Source organism: Pseudomonas sp. Leaf15 (assembly GCF_001421425.1).
In the GTDB taxonomy this organism is placed as follows: Bacteria; Pseudomonadota; Gammaproteobacteria; order Pseudomonadales; family Pseudomonadaceae; genus Aquipseudomonas; species Aquipseudomonas salomonii.
Map to the genome: position 1 here is coordinate 187,229 of NZ_LMKI01000023.1, position 22,663 is coordinate 209,891.

The 22,663-nt window shown below is 60.9% G+C and carries 19 protein-coding genes and 1 pseudogene; 12 read left to right on the forward strand and 8 right to left on the reverse strand.

Annotated features, from left to right (window positions below; all coding sequences use genetic code 11):
• Window positions 1-100: 100 nt before the first annotated feature.
• Both ASE80_RS17115 and ASE80_RS17120 read right to left on the reverse strand, forming a co-directional pair.
• On the reverse strand, window positions 101-1,567 hold the full coding sequence (locus tag ASE80_RS17115) for a sensor histidine kinase (RefSeq protein WP_056859974.1): 1,467 nt from the start codon (window positions 1,565-1,567) through the stop codon (window positions 101-103).
• Window positions 1,564-2,274 (reverse strand): response regulator transcription factor, encoded by a 711-nt coding sequence (locus ASE80_RS17120; RefSeq protein WP_056859975.1) that lies wholly within the window; start codon window positions 2,272-2,274, stop codon window positions 1,564-1,566. Before ASE80_RS17120 ends, ASE80_RS17115 begins: the two co-directional genes overlap by 4 nt.
• A 298-nt stretch (window positions 2,275-2,572) precedes the next feature.
• On the opposite strand from ASE80_RS17120, the gene msrB reads away from it, so the two are divergent.
• The 3 genes from msrB (at window position 2,573) to msrA (ending at window position 5,701) form a co-directional block, all read left to right on the forward strand.
• Window positions 2,573-3,073, forward strand: coding sequence for a peptide-methionine (R)-S-oxide reductase MsrB (msrB, locus tag ASE80_RS17125; RefSeq protein WP_056859976.1), 501 nt, complete (start codon window positions 2,573-2,575; stop codon window positions 3,071-3,073).
• A 38-nt stretch (window positions 3,074-3,111) separates the two neighbouring features.
• On the forward strand, window positions 3,112-4,872 hold the full coding sequence (locus ASE80_RS17130; RefSeq protein WP_056859977.1) for a cytochrome c biogenesis protein DipZ: 1,761 nt from the start codon (window positions 3,112-3,114) through the stop codon (window positions 4,870-4,872).
• 133 nt (window positions 4,873-5,005) lie between these two features.
• On the forward strand, window positions 5,006-5,701 hold the full coding sequence (gene msrA / locus ASE80_RS17135; protein ID WP_056859978.1) for a peptide-methionine (S)-S-oxide reductase MsrA: 696 nt from the start codon (window positions 5,006-5,008) through the stop codon (window positions 5,699-5,701).
• A 122-nt stretch (window positions 5,702-5,823) separates the two neighbouring features.
• Here the strand turns inward: msrA and ASE80_RS17140 are convergent, their stop codons facing one another.
• The 3 genes from ASE80_RS17140 to ASE80_RS17150 all read right to left on the reverse strand — a co-directional run bounded on the left by ASE80_RS17140 (window position 5,824) and on the right by ASE80_RS17150 (window position 8,723).
• Complete coding sequence (locus ASE80_RS17140; protein WP_056859979.1) at window positions 5,824-6,252, reverse strand: nuclear transport factor 2 family protein; 429 nt, start codon at window positions 6,250-6,252, stop codon at window positions 5,824-5,826.
• Window positions 6,253-6,360: 108 nt separating this feature from the next.
• Complete coding sequence (locus ASE80_RS17145; RefSeq protein WP_056859980.1) at window positions 6,361-7,311, reverse strand: alpha-E domain-containing protein; 951 nt, start codon at window positions 7,309-7,311, stop codon at window positions 6,361-6,363.
• Window positions 7,312-7,313: 2 nt separating this feature from the next.
• Window positions 7,314-8,723 (reverse strand): circularly permuted type 2 ATP-grasp protein, encoded by a 1,410-nt coding sequence (locus tag ASE80_RS17150; protein WP_056859981.1) that lies wholly within the window; start codon window positions 8,721-8,723, stop codon window positions 7,314-7,316.
• 375 nt (window positions 8,724-9,098) lie between these two features.
• Between ASE80_RS17150 and ASE80_RS17155 the strand changes: the two genes are divergently transcribed.
• The 3 genes from ASE80_RS17155 (at window position 9,099) to ASE80_RS31135 (ending at window position 10,080) form a co-directional block, all read left to right on the forward strand.
• Complete coding sequence (locus tag ASE80_RS17155; RefSeq protein WP_056859982.1) at window positions 9,099-9,644, forward strand: hypothetical protein; 546 nt, start codon at window positions 9,099-9,101, stop codon at window positions 9,642-9,644.
• Window positions 9,645-9,715: 71 nt separating this feature from the next.
• Window positions 9,716-9,928 carry a hypothetical protein gene (locus ASE80_RS17160; RefSeq protein WP_056859983.1) on the forward strand — a complete coding sequence of 71 codons (213 nt, stop codon included), beginning with the start codon at window positions 9,716-9,718 and terminating at the stop codon, window positions 9,926-9,928.
• 11 nt (window positions 9,929-9,939) lie between these two features.
• Window positions 9,940-10,080 carry a hypothetical protein gene (locus ASE80_RS31135; protein WP_164488403.1) on the forward strand — a complete coding sequence of 47 codons (141 nt, stop codon included), beginning with the start codon at window positions 9,940-9,942 and terminating at the stop codon, window positions 10,078-10,080.
• Here the strand turns inward: ASE80_RS31135 and ASE80_RS17165 are convergent.
• Window positions 10,071-11,423, reverse strand: a complete 1,353-nt coding sequence (locus ASE80_RS17165) for a cation:proton antiporter (protein ID WP_056859984.1) — start codon at window positions 11,421-11,423, stop codon at window positions 10,071-10,073. The two genes, ASE80_RS31135 and ASE80_RS17165, sit on opposite strands and share 10 nt — an antisense overlap.
• Window positions 11,424-11,494: 71 nt before the next feature.
• Window positions 11,495-16,408, reverse strand: coding sequence for a glycosyltransferase family 32 protein (locus ASE80_RS17170; protein ID WP_236708845.1), 4,914 nt, complete (start codon window positions 16,406-16,408; stop codon window positions 11,495-11,497).
• A 409-nt stretch (window positions 16,409-16,817) separates the two neighbouring features.
• Between ASE80_RS17170 and ASE80_RS31895 the strand changes: the two genes are divergently transcribed.
• Genes ASE80_RS31895 through ASE80_RS17200 form a run of 6 tightly spaced genes read left to right on the forward strand, consistent with a single transcriptional unit; the run spans window position 16,818 to window position 22,095 of the window.
• Window positions 16,818-18,053, forward strand: coding sequence for a pyridoxal phosphate-dependent aminotransferase (locus ASE80_RS31895; RefSeq protein WP_236708846.1), 1,236 nt, complete (start codon window positions 16,818-16,820; stop codon window positions 18,051-18,053).
• Window positions 18,050-18,811, forward strand: a complete 762-nt coding sequence (locus ASE80_RS31900) for an ABC transporter ATP-binding protein (RefSeq protein ID WP_133257292.1) — start codon at window positions 18,050-18,052, stop codon at window positions 18,809-18,811. Before ASE80_RS31895 ends, ASE80_RS31900 begins: the two co-directional genes overlap by 4 nt.
• 24 nt (window positions 18,812-18,835) lie before the next feature.
• On the forward strand, window positions 18,836-19,690 hold the full coding sequence (locus ASE80_RS17185) for a transporter substrate-binding domain-containing protein (RefSeq protein ID WP_026013821.1): 855 nt from the start codon (window positions 18,836-18,838) through the stop codon (window positions 19,688-19,690).
• Window positions 19,690-20,394, forward strand: coding sequence for an ABC transporter permease (locus tag ASE80_RS17190; protein WP_056859985.1), 705 nt, complete (start codon window positions 19,690-19,692; stop codon window positions 20,392-20,394). The genes ASE80_RS17185 and ASE80_RS17190 overlap by 1 nt, the downstream gene beginning before the upstream one ends.
• Before the next feature lie 7 nt (window positions 20,395-20,401).
• On the forward strand, window positions 20,402-21,100 hold the full coding sequence (locus ASE80_RS17195) for an ABC transporter permease (RefSeq protein WP_056859986.1): 699 nt from the start codon (window positions 20,402-20,404) through the stop codon (window positions 21,098-21,100).
• Window positions 21,097-22,095, forward strand: a complete 999-nt coding sequence (locus ASE80_RS17200; protein ID WP_056859987.1) for a DMT family transporter — start codon at window positions 21,097-21,099, stop codon at window positions 22,093-22,095. The genes ASE80_RS17195 and ASE80_RS17200 overlap by 4 nt, the downstream gene beginning before the upstream one ends.
• Here the strand turns inward: ASE80_RS17200 and ASE80_RS31465 are convergent.
• Window positions 22,051-22,590, reverse strand: a pseudogene (locus ASE80_RS31465) (TetR/AcrR family transcriptional regulator); the annotation flags it as partial. The gene ASE80_RS17200 and the pseudogene ASE80_RS31465 overlap by 45 nt on opposite strands.
• Window positions 22,591-22,663 lie beyond the last annotated feature (73 nt).

Genomic DNA, 22,663 nt, shown 5'->3' on the forward strand with positions numbered 1-22,663 from the left:
AAATGTGGGAGCTGGCTTGCCTGCGATGCAGACACCTCGGTGTGTCAGGTACACCGAGTTGATGCTATTGCAGGCAAGCCAGCTCCCACAGGAAAGCCAGTCAACGCGCTGATGCGCGGGTTTCCAGGGAGAACCTGAAGGTTGCGCCGTGCCCAGGCCGTTCCACCAACTGGATGCTGCGCCCATGCAATTGCAGGATGCGGTGCACGATGCGCAGGCCCAGGCCGCCATCGCGGCGTGCGCCGCCGATGGTGAACGCGCGCAGGAACAAGCCTTCGCGCAGCTCGGCGTCAATGCCCGGGCCGCTGTCGCTGACGGTGACCGCCACGGCACCGCCCTCGGGGGCCAGGATCACCTCGACCTCGCCATTCACCGGCGTATGGCGCAGCGCGTTGTCCAGCAGGTTGGTGAGCACACGCTCGATCAAACCCAGGTCGGCCAACACTGTCGGCACTTTGGGCGGTAGCGTGGCGGTGAGGGTAATGGCGCGGGCTTCCGCGGTGAGTTCGAACTTCTGGAAGATGTCCTGCACCAGATCCGGCAGCGAAAAGCCCTCAATCACGGGCTGCACAAAACCATGCTCCAGGCGCACCAGCTCCAGCAGTGACTGGGCCAGCCCGCCGACTTTGCGGCTCTGGTCCAGGGCGATGCCGAGGTAGCGCCGACGGTCTTCGGGGCTCAGGCTCGCGTCCTTGAGGGACAGGGTTTCCAGGTAGCCATGCAAGGACGCCAGGGGTGTGCGCAGGTCGTGGGAAATATTCGCGACCATCTCGCGGCGTTCCTGATCTTGATGGGTAATGGCGCGCCATTGCTCGCCCAGACGGTTTTGCATCTGCACGAAGGCGTGATCGAGCACCGCGATTTCATCGCCGCTGTCGAGTTCGGGAACCGGCGTTTCGGCGGCTTTCGGCGCGCCGTTAATGTCGAACCGGCCGACCTTGTCGGTCAGTTGACGCAGTGGTCGGGTGATCCAGGCAAAAGCGATCAGGCCAGCCATCAGGCAGAGCAGGGCAACCAGGCCGATGGACCACAGGGCGATCTTCAAGGCCATGCCGGTGGCGTCCTTGGCGTCGTACACATCATGGGCTTCGCCCAGCAGCACCACATACAGAAAGCCGGTTTGCTGGCCGTTGGCCTTGAGCGGCGCAGCGCTGAACACTTTGCGCCCGTCGACGCTGCGCGGGTCATCGCCTAGGATCGGCAGCATGGCGCCGCTGAGAAAGCGCCGAACCGGCGCAAGATCCACATGGTCACGCAGCAAATGCCCGCTGGGGGCTGCGTTACCGACCACACGGCCGTCGATATCGAGTAGGTACACCTCGACACTCGGGTTAACCAGCATCAGTTGGCTGAACAGGTTGCGCACGGCATCCGGCTTGAGGCCGTCGGCGTCCATCAGTTGGGTGTCGCGGGCAATGTGCGCCGCCAGGTCGCGGGACAGACCTTGCACCACTTCCAGTTCATGCATGTGGTTGGAGCGCACTTGCAGCCAGGCCGAGGTGCCGCTGCAGATCACCAGCAACACGGCGAACACCACCGACAAGCGTTGGGTCAGGGTCAGCTTCATGGCGCGCTCTCGGCGAATTTGTAGCCACGGCCCCACACCGTGAGGATGCGCGCCGGGTTGGCCGGGTCGACCTCGACCTTGGCGCGCAGCCGGTTGATATGGGTGTTCACGGTGTGCTCGTAGCCTTCGTGGCTGTAGCCCCACACCGCGTTGAGCAGGTCCATGCGTGAGAAGACTTTGCCGGGCTGGCGGGCAAAGAAGTACAGCAGGTCGAATTCGCGCGGCGTGAGGTCCAGGCGCTGGCCTTGCAGGGTGGCGTCACGGGTCAGCGGGTTGATGAACAACGCGCCCAGCTCAAGGCTGCCGGCGTCCATCTTCAGGTTGCGCGCCATGGCGTCGACCCGGCGCAACAGGGCCTTGACCCGTGCCACCAGCTCCGGCATCGAGAACGGCTTGGCCAAGTAGTCGTCGGCGCCCAACTCCAGTCCGAGGATGCGGTGCAGTTCGCTGGAGCGTGCGCTGGTGATGATGATCGGCGTGTAGCGCGCCATGGCGCGGGCCCGGCGGCAGATTTCCAGGCCATCGACGCCGGGCAGCATCAGGTCGAGGATCAGTGCATCCCAGCCACCTTGCTCGAGCAGGCCCAGGCCTTCGGTGCCGTCGGCGCTGTGCACCACCTCGAACTGCTCGTCGCGCAGGTGCAGGCAGATCAAGTCGGCAATATGGGCATCGTCCTCGACCACCAGGACACGTTTGGGCTGATCCATAACAGAAAACCTTCGCTTGTAGTCCGCGCATTGTGCGGCTTTTGCCAGAGTGTAGTTATCACGAATTGTTTAACTCTGCGTGAGGATTTCGCGACCGTCCAAGGCTCAGGATGGCGACATTGTTGCTGCGGATGGGTGTTATGTGGCGAGCGGGCTTGCCCCGCGTTGGGTTGCGTAGCGGCCCCAAAAAAGCGGGAGCGCTGCGCACTCCAACGCGGGGCAAGCCCGCTCGCCACAACAAGCTCGCTCGCCACAGTTGCACACCCGCCATGAATGCTTATGGGTTGAGGAGAATCGTATGTACTCACGTCGACAAATGCTGCTGGCCGGTGGTGGCCTGGGCGTCGCCGTCCTGGCCGGTGGCCTGCTGAAACAGCTCAACATGATCAGCGAAGCCGAAGCGGCCGAGACCTTTGAGGTCAACCACACCCAAGCCCAGTGGCGCAGTTTGCTGACGGCCGAGCAATTCGACGTGCTGCGTGAGGAGGGCACCGAACGCCCTTACAGCAGCACACTCAATGATGAACACCGTGCCGGCACCTTTGCCTGTGCCGGCTGCGCATTGCCGCTGTTCTCCTCGAGCACCAAGTTTGACAGCCACACCGGCTGGCCAAGCTTCTGGCAGCCGCTGGACAACGCGGTCGCCAGCCACGTCGACACCTCCTATGGCGTGGTGCGCAAGGAAATCCATTGCCGCCGTTGCGGTGGCCACCAGGGCCACGTATTTGACGACGGCCCTGCGCCTACCGGCCTGCGCTATTGCATGAATGGCGTCGCCATGACGTTCACGGCGGCTTAAGCCGATGTCTATTTTAAATTCGTATAAGGGTCGATCCCATGTGGCTGCTGGTTCTCGCGTATCTGGGCGGCGTGCTGACAATTGTCAGCCCGTGCATCCTGCCTGTTCTGCCTTTTGTCTTCGCTCGCACCGGGCAGCCGTTTATGCGCAGTGGCTTGCCGCTGTTAGCGGGGATGGCGGTGACATTCGCCCTGGTGGCCTCACTGGCTGCGGTGGGCGGCGGTTGGGTGGTGCAAGTCAATCAATACGGGCGTTGGCTCGCGTTGCTGTGCGTTGCCCTGTTCGGGCTCACGCTGTTGCTGCCGCACCTGTCGGAGCGCCTGACGCGGCCGTTGGTGGCCGCCGGCAATCGCTTGTCGGAAGCCGCCGGGGCCGATGCCAAACCGCGGCCGGGCGCGTCGTTCCTGATCGGCGTGGCCACCGGTTTGCTCTGGGCGCCTTGCGCCGGGCCCATCCTGGGGCTGGTGCTGACCGGCGCCGCGCTGCAAGGGGCCAGTATCGGCACTACCTTGCTCTTGCTGGCTTACGCCGCCGGGGCTGCCACGTCCCTGGCCCTGGCTCTGATGGTCGGCGGTAAAGTCTTTGGCTTGATGAAAAAATCCCTGGGCGCCGGTGAATGGCTGCGCCGTGGCCTGGGTGCGCTGATGCTGGCCGGTGTGGCTGCCATCGCCCTGGGCCTGGACACGGGCGTGCTGTCGCGCTTGTCGACCGCCTCAACCGGCGGCCTGGAACAAAGCCTGGTGGATCAACTGAGCGTCAAGCCTGCACAGAAGAGCGGGGCGATGATGGCCGGTGGCGCCATGATGGCGGCTGCCAACCACAGCGACACACTGCCGATCGAAGGCTCGCTGCCGCCGCTGGAGGGCGCGGTGCAATGGCTCAACAGCCCGCCGCTGACGGCTGAGGCCCTCAAGGGCAAGGTCGTGCTGGTGGATTTCTGGACCTACTCCTGCATCAACTGCCTGCGCACCTTGCCGTACGTCAAAGCCTGGGCCGAGAAATACAAAGACCAGGGTTTGGTGGTGATTGGCGTACACGCCCCGGAGTTTGCCTTTGAACGCGATGTGAACAACGTCACCAAGGCCATGAAAGACCTGGGCATCACCTACCCGGTGGCGATCGACAACAACTACAAGATCTGGCGCGCCTTCAACAACCAATACTGGCCTGCGCATTACTTTGCCGATGCCAAAGGGCAGATCCGCTATCACCACTTTGGTGAGGGCGACTACGCCGAGTCGGAGCGGGTGATTCAGCAACTGCTGCGTGAGGCCGGTGCAACCCACGTCGCCGGTGGCTTGATCGAGGCTGATGCCAAGGGTGTGCAGCAGGCGCCGGACATGAACGAAGTGCAATCGCCGGAAACCTACCTGGGCTTTCAACGTGCGGAAAATTTCGTCACGACCGGCACCTTAGGCACCGACAAAGTCGTGAATTACCCGGCGGCCGGCCACCTGGTCCTGAACAACTGGACCCTGGAAGGCCCATGGAATGTCGGCGGCCAGCAAGCCACCCTCGACCAGGCCGGCGGGCGTGTGGTTTACCGCTTTCATGCCCGTGACCTGCACCTTGTGCTGGGGCCTGGCGCCGATGGCAAGCCGGTGCGCTTCAAGGTGAAGATTGATGGCCAGGCCCCAGGCGATGCTCATGGCACCGATGTGGCGCCAGATGGCAGTGGCACGGTGACCGAGCAGCGTCTGTACCAACTGGTACGCCAGCCCGCCGGCGTTAAGGACCGCACCTTCAGCATCGAATTTCTCGACCCGCATGTGTCGGCGTATGCCTTCACCTTCGGTTGAAGTGAAAACCTGATCCATGTGGGAGCTGGCTTGCCTGCGATGGCACCGGCAGATCCAACATCATCGTCGGCAGGTACACCGCTATCGCAGGCAAGCCAGCTCCCACACTTGACCGCGTACTGGAGTGAGTTTTATGAAGCTGCTCAAATTTTTACCCGCACTGGCCTTCGCCGCTTTCGTCGGCCAAAGCTCGGCGTTCTCCTTCGGGGGTGCCGAAGACGCGGTGATGATCGCGCCACCGGCCATGGACCTGCCCGCCGAGTCCGGCAACCTGCAAACCGCAGTGGTCGCCGGTGGTTGCTTCTGGGGTGTGCAAGGCGTATTCCAGCATGTGCAAGGCGTCAAAAACGCCGTGTCCGGCTATGACGGCGGCGCGGCAAACACGGCCCAGTACGAGTCGGTCAGCGACGGCGATACCGGCCACGCCGAGTCGGTGTCGGTGACTTACGACCCGAGCAAAGTCAGCTACGGCAAGCTGTTGCAGATCTACTTCTCGGTGGCCCACAACCCCACTGAACTGAACCGTCAGGGCCCGGACAGCGGCACCCAGTACCGCTCGGAAATTTTCGCGCAAAATGCCGAACAGCAAAAAGTCGCCCAGGCCTATATCGCCCAGTTGGACGCCGCCAAAGCCTTCGACAAGCCGATCGTGACCAAGGTGGAGATGGGCAAGACGTTTTACCCGGCGGAGTCCTATCACCAGGACTTTCTGACCGAGAACCCGTCTTACCCTTACATCGTGATCAATGATTTGCCCAAGGTGGCGCAGCTCAAGAAACTGTTCCCCGACCAGTACCGTGCCGAGCCGGTATTAGTCAAAAACCAATAACCACCCGGACTCATCGTTCCCACGCTCTGCGTGGGAATGCAGCCCAGGACGCTCCGCGTCCCAAGACGTGACGCAGAGCGTCACAAGAGGCATTCCCACGCGGAGCGTGGGAACGATCGTCATCAGGATTTGGCCTTGGCCAGGAACGGCGCCAGCCGGCGGCCCATCTCTTCACCCAGTGCCTGCAACCCGCTCAAGGGGCGCACCATCACTTCAAACTCGACGATCTGCCCCTGTTCGTTGAAGCGAATCATATCAATGCCCTTGAGCTGTTTTTCACCCACGCGTGCGCTGAACTCCAGCACCACGTTGAGCCCGTCGGCACTCGCCAGTTCACGGTGATAGGCGAAATCCTCGAACACCTTGATCACGGTGTTGAGGATCATCGACACCACGGGCGCGCCGGGGTAGGGCGTGTGGGCCATGGGCGAGCGGAACACCGCGTCAGGCGCGAGCAGTTCGGGCAGGGCGGTGAGGTCGCGAGTGGCCAGCAGGGTGTGCCAGCGTTGCAGGGTGTGGGCGGCGGCGGGGTTCAGGTGGAGTTCGGACATGGGCTGTACCTGTTCTTATGTTGGGAAGGTCGTTCACCTGCCCAACATAAGAGCGGCACTCAAGCAGGGTCAATCACCCGAATTGACAGATAAGTAACCCGAATGCACTCACACCACTTCCAGGTACGAGCTGTGAATCGCCCGCGCCAGTTCGCGCACGGTGTCGATAAAGTCCGTGAGGCGGCTGTGCAAGCCGTCCTCCAGGATCTCATCGATGCCGGTATAGCGCAGGCGTGCCTCGAACTCGGCCGCCAGGCGCTGGGCCGTGCGCCCATAGCTGCCGGGCAAGTCGGCGAGGATATGGCTCAACTCTTCGATGCACGCATGCAGTGAGCGCGGTACATCACTGCGCAACAGCAGCAATTCCGAGACCGAGCGCGCATTCAGTGCATTCGGGTACAGCTCGGTGTAAGCCTCGAATGACGACAACGCACGGAGCAGGGCGCTCCACTGGTAATAACCGCGCGCCGACAAGTCGCTGACCTCTTCGGATTCCTCGCCAAACATCTCGTAGCGCGCATCCAGCAGGCGCAAGGTGTTGTCCGCACGTTCGACAAAGGTGCCCAGGCGAATAAACCGGTAGGCGTCATTGCGCATGATGGTGCCGGAGGTGGCCCCGCGAAACAGGTGCGAGCGCTGTTTGACCCAGTCACAGAAGTGGCTGATGCCATGGCGCGCCAGGCCGCCGGCGGCGATGCTGCGCATTTCCAGCCAGGTGGCGTTGAGGTTTTCCCACATGTCGGCGGTGATGCGCCCGCGCACCGCGTGGGCATTACCACGGGCGGCGCGCAGGCAGTTGTAAATGCTGGCCGGGTTTTCTTCGTCGAGGGCGAAGAAGTGCAGCATGCGTTCGGCGTCCAGTTGTTTATGGCGCTCCAGATAACCGTCAAGGGTGCCGCTGCTGAGCAGCGACATGGCCAGTTCATCCAGCCCGTCACTGCGCCCCGCCTGGGGCATCAACGACAGCGAATAACTGACTTCCAGCATGCGCGCCAGGTTCTCGGCACGTTCCAGGTAACGGGACATCCAGTACAGATCTGCGGCGGTTCTACTCAACATACTCAGCCCTCCACCACCCAGGTGTCCTTGGTTCCGCCGCCTTGCGACGAGTTGACGATCAACGAGCCTTCCTTCAACGCCACACGGGTCAACCCGCCAGGCACCAGGCGGGTTTCCTTGCCCGAGAGCACGAACGGGCGCAGGTCGATGTGCCGGGGTGCGATGCCGTTTTCAACGAATGTAGGGCAAGTGGACAGGCTCAGGGTCGGCTGGGCGATGTAGGCGTGAGGGCGTGCCTTGATGCGTTGGCGGAAGTCCTCGATCTCGGCGGCACTCGACGCCGGGCCGACCAGCATGCCGTAGCCGCCGGAGCCCTGGGTTTCCTTGACCACCAGTTCGGGCAAATGCGCCAGCACGTGGGACAGTTCATCCGGCTTGCGGCACTGGAAGGTTGGCACGTTTTGCAGAACCGGTTCTTCGTCCAGGTAGAAGCGGATCATTTCCGGCACATAGGGGTAAATCGACTTGTCATCGGCCACGCCGGTGCCGATCGCGTTGGCCAGCACCACATTGCCCGCGCAGTAAGCGGCGACCAGGCCGGGCACGCCAAGCATGGAATCCGGGTTGAAGGCCTTGGGGTCGAGGAAGGCGTCGTCGATACGCCGGTAGATCACGTCCACCGGTTTGGGCCCGTCGGTGGTGCGCATGAACACTTTCAGGTCGTGCACGAACAGGTCGGCGCCTTCGACCAGCTCCACGCCCATTTCCCGCGCCAGGAACGCATGTTCGAAAAACGCGCTGTTAAAGCGCCCCGGCGTCAGTACGACCACGTTGGGGTTGTCGAGCCGGCTGGAACTTTTGAGGGTCTTGAGCAGCAGATTGGGGTAGTGGTCCACCGGCGCAATGCGCTGTTTGGCGAACACTTCCGGAAACAGGCGCATCATCATCTTGCGGTCTTCGAGCATATAGCTCACGCCGCTGGGGGTGCGCAGGTTGTCCTCGAGCACGTAGTAGGTGCCGTCGCCGTCGCGTACCAGGTCGACACCGGAAATATGCGAGTAGATGTCGCGGTGCAGGTCCAGCCCGACCATCGCCTTCTGATAACCCTCGTTACCCAGCACCTGGTCCGCCGGGATGATCCCGGCCTTGATGATGCGCTGGTCGTGATAGATGTCGGCAAGGAACATGTTCAGCGCATTGACGCGCTGGATGCAGCCACGTTCGATCACGGCCCATTCACTGGCGGGGATGCTGCGCGGGATGATGTCGAAGGGGATCAGGCGTTCGGTGTCTTGTTCATCGCCGTAGAGGGTGAAGGTGATCCCGGCGCGGTGGAACAGCAAATCGGCCTCGCGACGCCGTTGGGCCAACAGTTCCGGCGGCGTATTGGCCAGCCAGCGGGAGAAATCCTGATAGTGCGCACGGCAGGCGCCGTTTGCGTCATTCATTTCATCAAAGAAAGATCGAGCCATTCCAGTACCTTGTCAGTGCCCAGGGTTGCCTTGGGTGGCACTGCCGCTTAAAAAAACGCATATTTTTATGAGCCTGTGGCTGACGGTGCCAACGGGCCTGGTCCTTACTTTCTTATGGGGTCGGCTCTGGGTCGGGGGGTAACGAATGCTCCTGTATCCGGGCAGATGAATGCATTAAGCAATGCCTGTGCCGGAACGGTGTTCAGAGCAGTGATTACCTTGTGGTGAGCGAGCTTGCTCGCCATAAACGCACTCGCCACGCAAACCCGCTCACTACAAGGGTGCAGCGCATGCGTTAAATGGGTGCACGAACAAACTTGAACTTCACCCAGGCCCGATTCTTCTAACAAGTTTCGTCACCTTGTGGAGCACGTCGTGCCCAGAATCATCTCTACCAACACCCCGGCCGCTGCCGTGGACGATCACAGCGAACACAATGCCAAGATCTTCGGTTCGCCCAAGGACCGCCTTGACTTCTACCGCCGTGAAATCCAGTACGAAACCAGCATCCTGGCCAACCGCACCGACGCCTACCTCACGGCCCAGTCGTTCCTGGTGATCGCGTTTGTCTCGGGCATGGGCAACCTGAACCCGGAGTGGGGCAAGTTTTTTACCTTGATCGTGCCGGCGTTTCTGGCCGCCCTGGGCATTCTCAGCTCACTGAACGCCTGGCCGGGTATTCGTGCCGCCTACGAAATCATCGACCACTGGCACTATAAGCAGAGCGAGTTGCTGCGCAGCGAGCCGGTGATGGGCCTGGCCTATGACGATTCACCGCTGTTCTGCGAGACCGAGTCATCCCATAAGGGCTATCGCAAGTCGCTGCTGTTCTCCATGCGCGCGCCGTGGCTGTTCATGGTGTTCTGGGTGCTGCTGGGGGCCTATGCGTTTTATATCCAGGTGGATAACCCGGTGTCTTAAGCAATTTGAACTTCGTGGCGCTGCCTGGAACCTTAACGTTACGCAGTGTGCGTTTTACACAGAGGTGATTTATGAACACCAGTAACGACCCCCAAACCAGCAACCGTAACGACCCGGCCATCGATGGCGGCGAGCCGGCGCCCGGCACCGCTGCCGATGCGCCTAAAGACCCGAAGCCTGCCAGCGACCCCAAAGCGCGGGAAAACGACTACAGTCCAGACTTCAAGCCCGAGCGTGCGCCCAAGCCTGAAACCGATGCCGATATCGACACCCAAGGCGGTTAGAGGAGACAGTCATGTCCCAGGAACTCGATGATGAAGAAGAACTCAATGACCCGGGCAACGAAGACCCGGGCTCATTGATGGACGATGCAGAAGTACCGCTGAACGATCTGGATGATGCAGCGGATGTAGGCAACACCGAAAATCAGGACTGAGGGTTCACCTTTGCGCGTCGTTCATACCAGGCCAGCATCGGTTGGGTGCTCACGCCATGAACGACGATGCTCAAGGCGATCACCGAAATCGTCAGGTCGACTGCCACCGCGCTGCTGGTGCCGACCAGCCCGTGGTTGAGCGCGTAGAACAGGTAGTAAATGCTGCCGATACCGCGAATGCCGAACCAGCCCATCAAGCCGCGCTGCCGCGTGCTGATCAGGCTGCCCCACGGTATGACCAGCACGCTGAATGGCCGGATCACGCAAAACAGCAGCGCAGCCACCGGCAGCGCCCGCCAATCCCAATGGCTGGCCAGCACAATGCCCAGCACGGTCACCAGGAACACTTCCATCGAACGCTCCACCAAACTGCCAAACGACAGCATGTCGCCCATCATCACGCCGGCAGCAATTTGCGTATCTTGCAGTTCACTCACATCGCCTTGAAGGGCGCGCTCAGGTTCCACTTCCAGATGGCCCACCACCGGCAACGCCAAATGCTCCGAGGGCGTCTGCGAGTGCCCCGTGGAGCGGAACTCCGCCTGGCGCAAGCCCAGCCCGGCGGCGAACACCGACAAGAAGCCGTAACCGCCCACGGCCTCGGCGGCCACATAGGCCAGGGCAATCAACGCCAGGGTCAGGTAGTCGTTGGGTGACAAAGTGCTGTCGGCATGGGTGATGCGCAGCCACAGGGTCACACGGCCGATACCACGCCCCATCCAATAACCGATCAACAACCCGGCGGGCACCGCCCACACCAGGTTTTTCAGGACCCAGCCACCGAACCAGCCGCCATCAAACCCGCCGTGTTGCATGAACAGCAGGGCAAAGATCACAAACGGAAAGGCAGTCCCATCATTCAAACCGGCCTCACCGGACAAGCCGAACCGCAGCGCGTCATAGTCCTGGGCATTATTGACCTGGACCAGCCCGGCCAGCACCGGGTCGGTCGGTGCCAGAATCGCGCCGACCAGCAGCGACACCCCCCAGGACAACGCAAACACATAATGCAGCGCCAGGCTGACACCGAGGATGGTCAGCAGCATCACCGGTCCGGCCATGCCAAACGCTACGCGCCAGGTACGATGCTTGAGCGGCAGGCGCAGTTTCAAGCCGCTGACAAATAGAGAGAACAGCACCGCGACTTCGGTGAGGTGCTCCATCCAGCGCGCCGAGCCTTTGATATTCAAGCCCAGGAGGTCGACGCCCAGCGGGCCAATGGCGACGCCCAGCAGCAGACACACCGCCGAGGTGGTCACCGGCATCCAGCGCAGGTAGGAGGAGGTGAGGGCGAGGGTGAGCAGTACGGCGCCGAGTACGGCCATCCATAAAATAAACGTCATCGAGCATGTACCGGGCCGTGGTCTATCTCGGTTGGAGGGCCACGGCTCGGTGCAGGTTCAATCGGGTTCGATCAGGTATCGATCCAGGAATGGTCAGCCCCAACGCTCACCCTGAACTTGTAGCGCAGCGGGAAGTAATGCTCTTTGGTTTTCTGAATCTGGAGCGGCACCGTTATCGGCGGCACCAGGCCCTGGCGCGCGTAGGCCTGACTTACGCTTTCGTGAACGTTGACGACCGGACCGTGCGCCACGACCTTGCCATCGACCAACTTGGCTTCTTTGGCGAGGCTATCGAAACCCAATTCGTACATGTCGGGTCTTTTGGTCTTAAGGATGTCATTAAACATATTCGGCCCTACGGTATCGAATATTTTTGCCTCATAAGCCTTGAACTCCGGGGTGAACTGGACTTTGCCATCGGGCCCTCGAGTGACAGTCGGTCGATTATTCACAAAGTAGGATTTGTTCGTTGTAAAACGTTCATTCATCTCCTTAATTATCTCTTCAAGCACCGGGTTGCCAGGTCGAGTCGCGAAGTTGCTGGTGTTATAGAACGTTTTATAGTCGGACAGTTGATGCGTCACCGGTAAACCGAGCAGCACATCGTCGGCGCCTGCTGCTATTTGTGCGGCATCGACGTTGTTCTGGATGAGATCGTCGGTATCCAGATAGAAACCGCCGTGCTTATTCATGATCGGGTAGCGGGCTACATCCGAAGCGGCCGCCAGGTTCTTGCCTTGCCCTTGTCGGAAGTAGCTGTACATCTCGCCGTTCTTCAACTGCTTGAATGCGGCATCTTCATTGAGGTTGACCACCGTAATGCCAGGCACTTTTTCTTTCAGCCTGCTTTCTATTTGTTTGAAAACGTCGGGACTGTCAGCGTCCACGTGCAGGACTGATTTATACCCTGGGGTGCGCATGGCGTTTTGGGCGATGTTATCGACCAGGTGGGCAGGTATTTCCTGGCCCGCCCAAAAATAGTTCAGTGTTTTGGGCACGGGAGCCAGCTGTTTGGGAATGCTGGGAATCGACGAAACGTCAACAAAGTTATAGCGGTGGTCGCTGGCTTTTTTAGCCTTTCTGGATTCTTCAAGTGTTCCCCGTTGCCAGTCGCCTTTGGGCGTTCGCCAATAATAGTGATGCCCTTGTTCGTGGGGGCTTCTCCATGCGCCCGCCGTGCTATCGAACGCAACTTCCTGATCGACGTTTTTGTAATTGATCCTGAAAGGATTGCCTGACGTTTCCACGATTTTAATACCGTCCATCGGCACTACGTAGGTTCCATCCCCCAATCTGAAAGGCGTCGGTGTACTGCTTGCGCCGCCCAGCAAACGTTCGGATCGGGACAAAGGTGCCCACCCTGAAGGGCCAAGATCCTTGACCGGAATATCGGCGGCCGTGCCTTTGGGGTGGAGGATGACGCGCTGGCCGTCTTTGACCCGGGACTCAAAGAGCCTGCCATCGACCTTCACATATTCGCGATTACTGCGGCCGACAAACACATTGTTCTGCAAACCCTTGGTCGATAACTGGTCCTCAGCGATGTAGCGAGTTTCATAGCCGTGCAGGTTGTCCAGTGAGCGTACTTCCCCGCTGGCAGCAACGCGGTCAGGTTTAAAGTCTTTCAAGGGCGGGCCAATGGCGCGTTGCTTCAACGCGTCGTATTCATGCCAATTGCCTTGGAACATCACAGCCTGGCGCTGGACTGTTTCCTGCCCCACCTGGATCGTCCCGGTGGCTGCCAGGCCGTGCTGTTCGCTTGCGGTCTGGAGGGTGTCGTCGCTGGCGATTGCTCGCAAACTGTTCGAGTCGCCAGGCTTGCGCACGCCTGGGACGAAGTGCTCCAACGGTTTGCCGTAGGCCTGTTGCGTGCGTGGATCCAGGGCGTACCACTTCTGGGTTGCCTCGTCGAACTTGGCCAAAGCTTTAGTGCTGCGAGCGCTGTTGGCGGCACGGTATGTGCCTTCAGCGATATCGGCTTTTTTGGCCAACTCCAGCAGGTTGACATGGCGGTACGAACCGCGCAGGTAATTGACACCTTTATAGGCTTTGCCGGCTACAAACTTTACGCCCCTTATCGCCTCACGTGCGAGGTCATCAATACCGCCCAATGGATTGAGCGCGCCGACTGCTGCCCGTCCAACAATTTTGAACGCAATGGCAGCTTTTGACAGCAAGGAAGCACCGACAAATGAAGCTCTTGCGGCCTTGGCGGCGGAGCCGACGCCGACCATGAAACCAAAAATGTCGAACGCCAAGTCGACAACGCCGTCGCCAGTCTTGCCCTCGTTGAAATTTTTGAGGGCCGCCCTGAACGGGATCAGGCCCAGCAGGACCTCACGAATGGCTTCGGTGGTGCGGTGTTCCGTCTGAAAGGTGGTTGTTCCTCGTGAATAGGCGCCCAGCTCAGGCAACTTCATATCCTCGATCAATGCATCGGCCAGGTATTGGGTTCTGGCACTGGCAAGGCTCTTCGGTACACCTGTGGCGCCTTTGCGTTCGTCCATTATCCCGGAGGGGGACTCACCCCTGGGCGTTATCTGGTCTGCTATATAACGTGGGCCGGTGGACGCCAGGCTGGCAGGCGAGAGTGCTTCATAAAACTGGCTCCGCTGCCGGGTAATAGTGCCCTCCAGCCGGTTGATTGCATACTGCATGCTCTGGGTTTTACCGTTGACGGTGCGCCGGGTCTCGACCAGCACCACGCCTGTTTCAACACGCTTGTTATAACTGGAGCCAGGCACACGGTCGTAGCGAATGTCCTGGTGCACGACGATTTCACCGAACTCCAGATTCTGCCTGTCTTCCAGAGGCAATCTCGAAATCAGCACCTTGAGCTGCGCCGACGTGGCCTTTTTGACGGCGTCAGAGTATGTGCGAAAGTCCTGATTAAATTGCTTGATCGGATCCGGCAGGGTTTTGAGGGTTGGCAGCAGATCGCTGATATTGATTTCGTCTGATGATGAAACCCATGCCCCAGGCTTTCCGTCGTCGGAATCGGGCGGCGGGGATCTGAGTGCTCTGCCATCGATGAGCAGGTCCAACAGTGAGTAGGGGCCGGGGAATACGCGGGTGGAAGGTTGCGACGTAATGCACTTTTTCTCGAACAGCGCCGGGTCCATGTTCGGGCACGCTTGTTTCAGATACTCGATCGCAATCGCTTGGGTGGTCGGTGTCTCAAGGGGGGGCAGCGCGGCTGCTTCGCTCAGTTCTCTGACATGCTGGTCGAACGCGGTGCGTACCTCGGTCAGGGCGGTATCGGTTGTCGGATAGCCCATGCCATTGGCAAGCGCCCATGTTTTGATCGCTTCGTTCTGGGCGGCATATTCAACCTGGCGCTCCTCGTCCGAGATCGGTGCCGTGTTGGCCGCCAACATGATTTGCGCATAATTCATTCTGCTTGTTGCGCCCGGCGCTTTTGCTTCCACACGGGCAACCGCCGTGGTGAAGCTGACCCAGCTGTGGGAACCCATCGTCACTTCATTCGGGATACCCTTGACCAGGAACTGCGGTGCGCGGCTGGCGAGACTGATATAGGCCTGTACCGATGCTGCGGGCGCGGAGTCGGCGAGGCCGCCGGCGAGCAGATGCTCCTTCAGCTCCTGGACCACCGCCGAGGCCGATTTGTGGCTGTTGGTGGCTGATACCAGCGTGTAGCCTTCGATACGCCCTTGACCATCGCCGTCGCGGTGTTTCCCCACCCCCAAGGCTGCCAGCAGCCAGTCGTTGGCACTGCCTTTAACTGAGCGTGCTTCGAATGTGGCCTGAATGGCCTCGCCCAGTGCCGTGCCTCTGGGTGAGCTGACCAAACTGTCGATCAGTTGTCGCGGATTGAGCTGTTCCTCCGCGGAGATCGGTCTGCCATTGAGCAGATAGTCCAGGACATTCTTGAAGGGTTTCAAAGTGAGATCGCCGAATTTTCCCGCGCTTATCGACATCCTCAGTTGTGCCTGGTCGTCAGGCGCCAGCGGTTCGGGCCATGCTGACGCGCCCCCTAGATTGCCATGGGTGGCGGACTTTAAATTCGGCGCGAGGAGGGCGCTGGCCAGGTTCTCAAGCTGCTCGGAGTGGGTGGGAATGTCCCAGCCATGATCCTGCAGAAACTGCTGCAGGCTGACTTCAGTTGGGGCGCCACTGCCCGTTGGCCGGTAGGTACTGTCTGCGGACAGAGGGAGTGGCTGCTGAAGTTCGGTCTGGAGCTCCTCGATTTTTTTACTGCCATCTTCCAGGGCCATCGCCAGGCGTTGCAGTGCAGTGCCCGCCCGGTGCCAGTTGTGGATGTCACCGAGCGCCGCTTTCTGATGCTGAAGTGTTTCTTCGCTGCGCGCCTGGATCTTGTCCGTAAAGCGGGTTGGGTCGAGGCGCTTGAAGGTATACGTCCGGTGGCTGATTTCGTCCGCTCGCTTGAGCATGCCAGACAGCGTCAGGTTCTGTGGCTCCTGATAAAATCGGCCGACCAACTGCCAGGGTACAGGCGCGTCCGGGGTATTGACGGGAGGTGCAAAAGCTAATTCGCCCTCTATGACGCTCGCGGCCCGGAGGATAGGCCCGCTCAGAGCCGCCCACTGGCTGTCGTCCTGACCCAGCGTGTGCAACGTGCGCAGCGGGTCAATAAAGTGCTCAAGGTAAAAGGATATTCGCCCTGACTTGGCATCGATTTTTATCGAGGTGGTATCAACTCCCAGGGCTTTCATCCACTGCTGAACATCGGGCGCTTGGAAGGCATCATGCAAGTGCCGCCACCATTGGCCAAAGGTGGAGTGGGGAGGAATGTGATCGAGGTCTTTAACATGAGTACGACGGCCAGCCAGGTTCAGGGCGATGGCGTATTGCATTGCCAGTTCGCTGTCTCCATTGGCGCGTGTGGTGGCCTGCTCTTCCTGCGGGGAAGCGGTGTCACGTTTGGGCCGTGAAAGCGGCGGGAGTAGCGACATAGCTGGACCCGCTTGAGGCGCGGCGATGATCTGCCTGGAAATGCTGTTCATAGGGGGCGTCCTTTGGCGTGTGGAAACACACCCTTGGCCTGGGGTGATTACGGAGTGTTTCTCCTGCGTGACAACCGCCCCGGATTGATTCCCTCGACCCGCCGATTATGTCGTTGCTCTATATTTCTGCCCCCACAGGCCAGCCTGCTGGTCCAGTTTCAATGTGTTTCCAGCAGAGCCATACTCGGTCAAAGGTGGGAGCAGGCAAGCCAGCTCCCACAGAAAAGCAGACCTTCAGCTTATGCTCACAGACCCAGGAGAATGTTATTCACGACCTGTTCACTCGATAAACGACACCCTCTCAAACATACCCATTGAACGACTGTTCAGTTTGCACTATGTTGACCGCATCCACCCGTTTGCACACAACCGGGTTCGCGCGTTTTCTTCTTGAACGAGAGGCTCTGGCATGCGGTTTTCCCCCTTCGTCGAACGAATTGCAGGGCAGGGCGTCGCCGCCTGGGACATCCACCACGCAGCGTTCCAGGCCGCCAGCCAGGGCGAAGACATCATCATCCTCAGCGTCGGCGACCCCGATTTCGCCACGCCGTCGTTCATCACCGACGCCGCCGTCAGCGCCTTGCGCAGCGGCGACACCCACTACACCGAAATCCCCGGCCGCAGCGCCCTGCGCGAGGCCGTCGCAGCGCGCTACAGCAAGACTCTGGCGCGCTCACTGAGCGCCGAAAACGTGATCATCGTGCCCGGCGCGCAGAACGCGTTGTTCATCAGTTCCCTGTGCCTGTTGCAAGCCGGTGATGAAGTGCTGGTGCTCGACCCGATGTACGTCACCTACGAAGCTACGCTCAACGCCAGCGGCGCCAGCCTGGTGCGCGTACCGTGCTCGCCGGAGTCCGGGTTTCGCCTGGATGCACGCTTGCTCGCCGCCGCCATTACCCCGCGCAGCCGCGCCATCTTCTTCTCCAACCCCAACAACCCCACCGGCGTGGTGCTCAACCCGCAGGAACTGCAAGCGATAGCCGACCTGGCCATTGCCCACGACCTGTGGGTGGTGGTGGATGAGGTCTACGAAAGCCTGGTGTTCGACGGCCAATACCACAGCCTCGCCGCGTTACCCGGCATGGCCGAGCGTTGCATCGTGATCGGCAGCCTGTCCAAATCCCACGCCATGACCGGTTGGCGAACCGGCTGGCTGATCGCGTCGCCGGACATGATCAGCCACGCCGAAACCCTGGTGCTGAGCATGCTCTATGGTTTGCCGGGGTTTGTGATGGAAGCCGCCACGGCAGCCGTGCTGGCCCATGATGAAGTGACACTGGGCATGCTCGACATCTACCGGCGCCGCCGTGACCTGGTCGTTGCCGGCCTGAGTGCGTGCCCCGGCATCAAGGTGCAGGCGCCCCAAGCCGGGATGTTTGTGCTGGTGGACGTGCGCGGCACGGGCTTGGGTTCATTGGATTTTGCCTGGCGCTGTTCCGCGAGGCCGGCGTGTCGGTACTGGATGCCGCGGCGTTTGGCGAGCCCGCGCAAGGGTTTGTGCGGCTGTCGTTCACCTTGGGCGAAGCCCGCCTGGCTGAGGCCTGCGAGCGTATCGCCGGGTTTGTCGCCAAGCTTGCCGGTGAGCCGCGAGTGGCGCCGACGCCTAAAATCGAGGTGCTGCCGCCGGTCGAAGCGCGCAAGATGATTGAGGTGATCGACCTGCATAAGCGCTTCGGCAATATCGAAGTGCTCAAGGGCATCTCGCTCACAGCCAATGAAGGCGAGGTGATTTCGCTGATCGGCGCCAGCGGCTCGGGCAAAAGCACCTTGTTGCGCTGCATCAATATGCTTGAAGTGCCCGACCAGGGCAGCATTCATGTGGACGGTGAAAGCATCAAGCTCAATTACGGCATGCCCGGCGCGCCACTGGTGGCGGACGCCAGGCAACTGGTGCGTATCCGTTCGACCCTGGGCATGGTGTTCCAGAACTTCAACCTGTGGCCGCACCGCACCGTCCTCGAAAACCTTATCGAAGCGCCCACCCAGGTACTGCGCGAAAGCCGTGCCGAAGCCATCGAGCGCGCCGAAGCCTTGCTCGACCGCGTTGGCCTGGCCGCCAAACGCAATGAATTCCCGGCGTTCCTGTCCGGCGGCCAACAGCAGCGTGTGGCGATTGCCCGCGCGCTGGCCATGCGCCCCAAAGTCATGCTGTTCGACGAACCCACCTCAGCCCTCGACCCCGAACTGGTGGGCGAAGTGCTGCGCGTGATCCGCTCCCTGGCCGAAGAGGGCCGCACCATGATCCTGGTCACCCATGAAATGGCCTTCGCCCGGGATGTGTCCTCCAAAGTGGCTTTTCTGCACCAAGGCTTGATCGAAGAAACCGGCACGCCGGACGCGGTGTTCCTCGACCCACGCAGTGAGCGTTGCCGACAGTTCGTCAACGCGCATCAAACTCGCTAACTCCAGAAAAAGACGGGGCAAATCATGAAATGCAAACGCATGGCAACGTGGTTGGGCAGTGCAGTGTTGATGTTGACCGCAGGTTTTACCCTGGCGGCAGAAAAACCCATTGTGTTTGCGGTGGCGGCCGAACCCTATCCGCCGTTTACCGTAAAAGGTGGGAACGGCCAGTGGTCGGGCTTTGAAGTGGACCTGATCCACAAGCTGTGTGAAGGCATGAAAGCCGAGTGTCAGATCAAGGAAGTGGCGTGGGACGGCATCATTCCGTCGTTGCTGGCGAAGAAAATCGACGTGATTTTCTCTTCGATGTCGGTGACCGATGAGCGTGAAAAGCAGATCGCCTTCAGCCGCGCCTATTACGATTCACTGTTGGGCGTGGCAGGCCCCAAAGGCGCCACGGTGGACATCACCCCCGAAGGCCTCAAGGGCAAGCTGATCGGCGTGCAGATCTCCACGGTCAGCGCCAACTACCTGAAGAAGTACTACGAAAATATCGCTGACCTCAAGTACTACGACACCCAGGAATCGGCGAATGCCGACCTGATCGCCGGGCGTATCGACTACATGATGGCCGACGACACCGCCATCGCCATGATGGTCAAGACCCCCGAAGCCAGCGGCCTGGCGCATATCGCCAGCGTGCCCTACGACCCGATTATCGGGCGTGGCGTCGGCGCCGGTCTGCGCAAGGAAGACACCGCGCTCAAGGCCCGCCTGGACAAGGCCATCGGCGAGCTGCTGGTGAGCAAGGACTATGACGACTTGTCCCAGCACTACTTCGGCCTGTCGGTCAGCCCGTGCAAGCGCGGCGACACGCCGGCGTTTGTGAGCAAGACCTGTGACAGCCCCTACCAGCAAATCGCCCAGAAGACCGAATAATGCTCGATCTCCTCAGCTTTGGTGACCAAGGATGGGGCAACGCACTGCTCAAAGGGTTATGGATGACCCTGCAAATCTCCGTCGGCGCATTTGCCGTGGGCTTGCTGATCGGCCTCGTGGTGGCCTGCGCCAAGCTCAGTGCGCCGCGCCCGATTGCGCTGTTGATGCGCGGTTACACCACGGTGTTTCGCGCGGTGCCGGAACTGCTGCTGATCCTGCTGCTGTATTACGCCGGCTCCATGGGCCTCAATGCCTTGATGCTGTGGCTGGGGTTTGCCCAGGTCAACATCAGCGGGCCGTTGGTGGCGATCCTGGTATTGGGGCTGGTGCAGGGTGCCTACGCGTCGGAGATTTTCCGCGCGGCGATCCTGGCGATTCCCCACGGCCAGATCGAAGCGGCGCGGGCCTTTGGCTTGAGCGGCGTTGGCCTGTTTCGCCGGGTGACCTTGCCGATCATGGCGCCGTACGCGCTGGCGGGCATGTCCAACCTGTGGATCAACCTGATCAAGGACAGCGCCTTGATCAGCGTGGTCGGCACCAACGAGCTGCTGTACACCGCCAAGCAGGCGGCGGGTTCCACGCGTCATTATTTGCTGTTCTACCTCACGGCCGCTGCCTTGTATTACCTGGTGACGCTGGCTTCCAACTACCTGTCCGGGCGCCTGGAGCGACGTATCCGTCGCTGGATGCCGGTTGTCGAGTGAGGCACGCATGCCTGAGTGGATAAGTTACTACGCGGGGCTGATCGCCAAGGGCTTGCAGACCACCTTGTCGTTGCTGTTGATCAGCGCTGTGCTGGGTTTTGCCCTGGCGGTGCTGGTGGCGTTGGCACGGTTGTCACGCCGCAAATGGCTGGCGCGCAGTGCGCTGGCCTACACCAGTGTGCTGCGCGGTACGCCGCTGCTGATCCAGATCTACATTTTCTACTACGGCCTGGGCAGCCTGTTTGCCCAGTTCCCGATGATTCGGGGCAGCTTTGTGTGGCCGTTCCTGCGTGACGGCTACTGGTACATCGTGTTTGCCCTGGTGCTGTCAGTGGGCGCCTATGTCGGTGAAGTGATTCGCGGGGGCCTGCTGGCGGTGCCCAAGGGTGAGATGGAAGCCGCTTCGGCGTTCGGCATGACCCCGCGTCAGGCGCTGCTGCGGGTGCGCCTGCCACGGGCGATGCGCCTGCTGTTGCCGACCCTGGCCGGTGAGACGGTGATGCTGCTCAAATCCACGGCGCTGGCGTCGACCATCGCCGTGGTCGACCTGCTGGGCGCGGCTAACGTGGTGCGTGCGCAGACCTTGCAGATTTATCAACCCTTGCTGCTCGTGGCCAGTGTTTACCTGTGCCTGACCTTCCTGATCGAGGGCGTCTACGCCATCGCCGAACGGCGCGGCACGCCGTTGCGCAGGTCGACGGGATGAAACAGGACCGCGCGCTGCAGGGCATTGCCCTGTGCTCACTGGCCTACGCGTTCCTGGCGTTGCAGGACGCGGTGATCAAATGGCTGGTGGCCGATTATTCGGTGTTCAGCATTTTGTTCTGGCGCAGCCTGGTGGTGGTCGGTGCCTGTGTGATCGCCGGCCGCATGGGCCTGTTGCGCCGGGCATGGACCTCGGTGAGCCGCAAGCTGCTGATCATTCGCGGGCTGCTCTCGCTGCTGGCGTGGCTGCTGTATTACACCGCCGCCAAGGACCTGACCCTGGCGGAAATGACCACCTTGTATTTCTCCGCGCCGATCATGGTCACGCTGCTGGCTGCGCTGATCCTCAAGGAGCGTGCCAGCCGTGGGCAATGGGTGGCGTTGATCATCGGCTTTGTCGGCGTGGTAATCGCTTGTCGCCCCAGCAACATGGTCGATCCGCTGCCCATCGTGCTGACATTGGCCGCCGCGTTGTGCTGGGCGTTCACCTATATCCAGCTGCGCCAGGTCGACCCGGCAACCTCGGTGCTGGAACAGATGCTGATCACCAACGTGGTGTTCGTGATGTGCATGGCGGTGACCTTGCCCTGGACCCACACCACGGCGCCGACCCCGGCCTGGCTGGGAATGCTGGCCGCAGGTCTGGTCGGCGGCATCGGCCAGTTTTTGTTGTTTGCGAGTTTCCGTCGGGCCACGGCGACCTTGCTGGCGCCGTTCGAATACACCGGGTTGATTTGGGCGTTTTTGCTGTCGAGCCTGATCTGGGGCACGTCGATGGATGTGTCGCTGATCATCGGCGCGGTGTTGATCGCGGTCAGCGGCACCCTGGCCATGCTCAGCGCCCGCCACCCGGAATCACAGGACGTGGTCGGCGCCGAATGCGCCGTGACGCAACCCCTGTACCCAGCAGCGACAGATGTGCAGCCCGTTGGCGGGGCTGAACGTGCCGGGGTTCAGACACCCCTCGAGCCAGAGCCCGTCGAGCATCGCCGATAGGCCGATGGCCGCCAGGTGGCTGTCGTGGATCTTGAGGTTTTCGCTGCGCGCCAGGTCGTCCAACAGCTGTTGGATCAGCGCCAGGTAGGCGCGGTAGCTGTTTTCGTGGGACTGGTTTACGTGGGGCGAGTGGCGGATCAGGCTCCAGAACACCACCCACACACCGAGCAGGTCGGGGTCCATCACCCGTGGCGAAAACGATGCGCGCAGAAACGCGTCCAGACGCGCGGCGGCGCCTTCGGCCAGCTCGACTTGCGCCCATAACGCGCTGGTCAGCTCATTGGCGAGCTTGTGGTAGGTCTCGGCGATCAACGCGTCGATGCTGCCGAAATGGTGGTTGAGCAAGCCCACCGACACCCCGGCTTCGGCGGCGATGCGGCGCACCGAAATCCCGGCATGGCCGTCGCGGGCCAGGCAGGTGAGGGTAGCGGCAACCAATAAGTCACGGCGTTCATCGGGGTCGGCGCGGCGCAGTTTGGGAGGGTCGACAGTCACGGGAATGCCTTTGATGTAAGACCGGAGTGCTCAGGTTAATTGAACGTGTGTTCAATCTCTAGCGATTAAATGA

Coding starts and splice junctions, on each gene's coding strand:
- msrB (WP_056859976.1), top strand. CDS start 2,573: ATGTACTCACGTCGACAAATGCTGCTGGCCGGTGGTGGCCTGGGCGTC.
- ASE80_RS17185 (WP_026013821.1), top strand. CDS start 18,836: ATGAAATGCAAACGCATGGCAACGTGGTTGGGCAGTGCAGTGTTGATG.
- ASE80_RS17120 (WP_056859975.1), bottom strand. CDS start 2,274: ATGGATCAGCCCAAACGTGTCCTGGTGGTCGAGGACGATGCCCATATT.
- ASE80_RS17195 (WP_056859986.1), top strand. CDS start 20,402: ATGCCTGAGTGGATAAGTTACTACGCGGGGCTGATCGCCAAGGGCTTG.
- ASE80_RS17160 (WP_056859983.1), top strand. CDS start 9,716: ATGAACACCAGTAACGACCCCCAAACCAGCAACCGTAACGACCCGGCC.
- ASE80_RS17115 (WP_056859974.1), bottom strand. CDS start 1,567: ATGAAGCTGACCCTGACCCAACGCTTGTCGGTGGTGTTCGCCGTGTTG.
- ASE80_RS31895 (WP_236708846.1), top strand. CDS start 16,818: ATGCGGTTTTCCCCCTTCGTCGAACGAATTGCAGGGCAGGGCGTCGCC.
- ASE80_RS17190 (WP_056859985.1), top strand. CDS start 19,690: ATGCTCGATCTCCTCAGCTTTGGTGACCAAGGATGGGGCAACGCACTG.
- msrA (WP_056859978.1), top strand. CDS start 5,006: ATGAAGCTGCTCAAATTTTTACCCGCACTGGCCTTCGCCGCTTTCGTC.
- ASE80_RS17140 (WP_056859979.1), bottom strand. CDS start 6,252: ATGTCCGAACTCCACCTGAACCCCGCCGCCGCCCACACCCTGCAACGC.
- ASE80_RS17145 (WP_056859980.1), bottom strand. CDS start 7,311: ATGTTGAGTAGAACCGCCGCAGATCTGTACTGGATGTCCCGTTACCTG.
- ASE80_RS17165 (WP_056859984.1), bottom strand. CDS start 11,423: ATGACGTTTATTTTATGGATGGCCGTACTCGGCGCCGTACTGCTCACC.
- ASE80_RS17200 (WP_056859987.1), top strand. CDS start 21,097: ATGAAACAGGACCGCGCGCTGCAGGGCATTGCCCTGTGCTCACTGGCC.
- ASE80_RS31135 (WP_164488403.1), top strand. CDS start 9,940: ATGTCCCAGGAACTCGATGATGAAGAAGAACTCAATGACCCGGGCAAC.
- ASE80_RS31900 (WP_133257292.1), top strand. CDS start 18,050: ATGATTGAGGTGATCGACCTGCATAAGCGCTTCGGCAATATCGAAGTG.
- ASE80_RS17130 (WP_056859977.1), top strand. CDS start 3,112: ATGTGGCTGCTGGTTCTCGCGTATCTGGGCGGCGTGCTGACAATTGTC.
- ASE80_RS17150 (WP_056859981.1), bottom strand. CDS start 8,723: ATGGCTCGATCTTTCTTTGATGAAATGAATGACGCAAACGGCGCCTGC.
- ASE80_RS17170 (WP_236708845.1), bottom strand. CDS start 16,408: ATGAACAGCATTTCCAGGCAGATCATCGCCGCGCCTCAAGCGGGTCCA.